1 protein-coding gene is annotated in these 2,804 nt (G+C 34.6%); it reads right to left on the minus strand.

All coding sequences use genetic code 11. The annotated features are described in order from the left end of the window. Window positions 1-938 precede the first annotated feature (938 nt). Entirely contained in the window at window positions 939-2,000 is a 1,062-nt protein-coding gene (gene trpD / locus F6K22_RS34395) for an anthranilate phosphoribosyltransferase (RefSeq protein WP_293108771.1), read from the minus strand. Window positions 2,001-2,804 lie beyond the last annotated feature (804 nt).

Here is a 2,804-nt window from a genome sequence, read left to right on the forward strand (position 1 = left end):
TAAATAAAATTCATCTAAAAGCACCATTTGATGTAATTGTGTCGGGATTTTAAATTCATCATCAACCAGACTTCATTAATGGATAATGGATAATTTATAATTGATAATTACCTTTGGTTAAAACAGTAAGAAAATTGAATATAAGGAAATATCCTAGAACTTGTTTTTCCCTATGGTGGGAGGCTAATAAAGCTGAACTATTTAATTATTAACTATTAATTATTCGGTAAAAAAACGATAAATATATCAAGAGATTTATCAGTAGATGAATCAAACATAAACTAAAGTAATATTTCTGCTGGTTATCAAGCTGATTTAGAATTTATAAATCAAGATTATAGTTTACCAGAATGGGTAAATAAAATTCATCTAAAAGCACCATTTGATGTAATTGTGTCGGGATTTTAAATTCATCATCAACCAGACTTCATTAATGGATAATGGATAATTTATAATTGATAATTACCTTTGGTTAAAACAGTAAGAAAATTGAATATAAGGAAATATCCTAGAACTTGTTTTTCCCTATGGTGGGAGGCTAATAAAGCTGAACTATTTAATTATTAACTATTAATTATTCGGTAAAAAAACGATAAATATATCAAGAGATTTATCAGTAGATGAATCAAACATAAACTTAGGAAAGAGAGCGATAGAAGCCATTTGGTATTTTTACCTTTGTAAAAATTTTTGAGGAGCTGAGTTAGTTGTCTGTGGGAAGCGCGGCAATACAAGAAAAAGGTTGAAAATACCCTAATATACCTTCAATGCACCTCTAACTAAGACATCTTTCCTTCCCTACTCCTTAAACTCCCCACACTCCCCACACTCCCCACACTCCCTCCCTTCGACTTTCATGTCGCGCAGCAAAAGCGGAACAGATGTTCTATCGCTACTTTTATACAACAAAGCCTTTTAGATCGAGAAATTTTGCAGATTCATAAGAACTTAACTAACTGTTCCAACTTTAACCAAGCTGCTCCACTCTGGAGAATATCTTTAGCTTTGGCAATACCTTCTGCATGAGCTTCTAGTGGTACAACACCTGCTACCTGTAGTGCCAGGGAACTATTCAAAGCGACTACATCTGTCTGTGCAGCGGTTCCTTTACCCTGGAGAACATTCTGCAAAATTTCAGCATTTTTTTCTACATCTCCACCCTGTAAAGCACTTATTGGCGCCGAATTTAAGCCTAAATCTTGGGGGTTAACTGTTGTCATTCGTACCTTACCATTCGATAAAATAGCTATATCTGTAATATCTCCTAAACCAGCTTCATCAAGTTTTTCTCTACCGTGGAGAGCGATCGCAGATTCTACTCCCAATATTCCTAAAGCTTGAGTGACAGTTTCTACTAAAGTAGAATTATACACTCCTATAACTTGACCTTGAGGACGCAAAGGGTTAACTAAAGGACCCAAAAGATTAAACACAGTTCGTACTTTTAAAGTACGACGTAGAGGAACTACAGATTTCATTGCTGGATGCCAACCTGGTGCAAATAGAAAAGTAACTCCTACTTCAGATAAAGCTGATATTACTTTTTCTGTGGGTGCATTCAAATTTATTCCTAATGCTTCCAAGACATCAGCAGAACCAACTTTACCGGAAGCGGAACGGTTGCCATGTTTAGCTACTGGTACTCCCGCAGCAGCGACAACAAAAGCAACAGCGGTAGAAATATTGAATGTTGAAGCTCCATCTCCACCTGTTCCGCAGGTATCAATGACTGGGTATTGAAAGTTGGCGATCGGAATATTATTATCGCTGTGTTCTTTTGTTAAGGATAAAGATTGTAATACTTTTGCCATACCAGCTAATTCTTCAGCAGATACACCTTTAGCTTGTAAGGCGGCTAAAATTGCTCCTGATAGAACAGGTGGAATTTCTTCTTGTAGCCATCCTTGCATTAAATTTGAGGCTTGAGAGGAAGATAAAGATTGGGCATCAAGTAACTGCTGTAATAAACTAGGCCATTCATTCATAGAGGAGTTAATCATTGGTGTAGCTTACTGGTTATAGAAGTATTTATAGGTGCAATTAAATATTACAGGAATTAGGCACAAGAAAGTTCATTAATGGATAATGGATAATGGATAATGGATAATTACCTCTGGTTGAAACCGAGAGGATTGAATACAAGGAAATACTATTTCTTTTTTTCCCCTTGAAAGGGGAGGCAGAGTAAGCTGAATTTTTTACCGAATAATTAATTATTAGGTAAAAAATTAGTATTGAGATTATTTTACTAACGCACTACTCCACAAAGGGTATCCCTCGTTATGACAGAAATACTTTGTTTGGCGTAAGTCCTATCCTAACATTAGTTACAAATTTTTCTTGACATCTAGAGGATTGTATAATTTACAATTAATTTATGATTATATATAAAATATAATTAAAGGTTAAAAGTAAAAATAGCCAATAATACACCACGTTCTCAGGAGTAATTGTATTGCTGGAAAACCAGTAAAAGTATGAGTCAAAATCTCAAGTATATGGCAAAATATATAATTATGAAAAGGGGATGATAATTCAAGAATAAACTTATGCAATAAATACAACTGTCTAGGGGTGGTTAAATACATTGTGTAACGATAAAGTCAAATTATTAACAGTTAGAAAAGGGAGGAGTGATTAGAGAAAATGGAAGCTAAACATCACAGTATCTTGGAGAATACAGTGGTAGGAATTTACCAAACAAAACTTGAAGGATGTTATATTAGTGCTAATGCTACACTAGCCCGTATCTATGGTTATGCATCTTCTACAGAAATGATTGCTGCATTGGCAGATATTAAACA

Origin of the sequence: Okeania sp. SIO2F4 (genome assembly GCF_010672385.1) — a bacterium.
Taxonomy (GTDB): domain Bacteria; phylum Cyanobacteriota; class Cyanobacteriia; order Cyanobacteriales; family Microcoleaceae; genus Trichodesmium.

What these genes read in the sequence shown, in the direction of transcription:
- trpD (WP_293108771.1), bottom strand. Translation starts at nt 2,000, where the DNA reads ATGATTAACTCCTCTATGAATGAATGGCCTAGTTTATTACAGCAGTTA.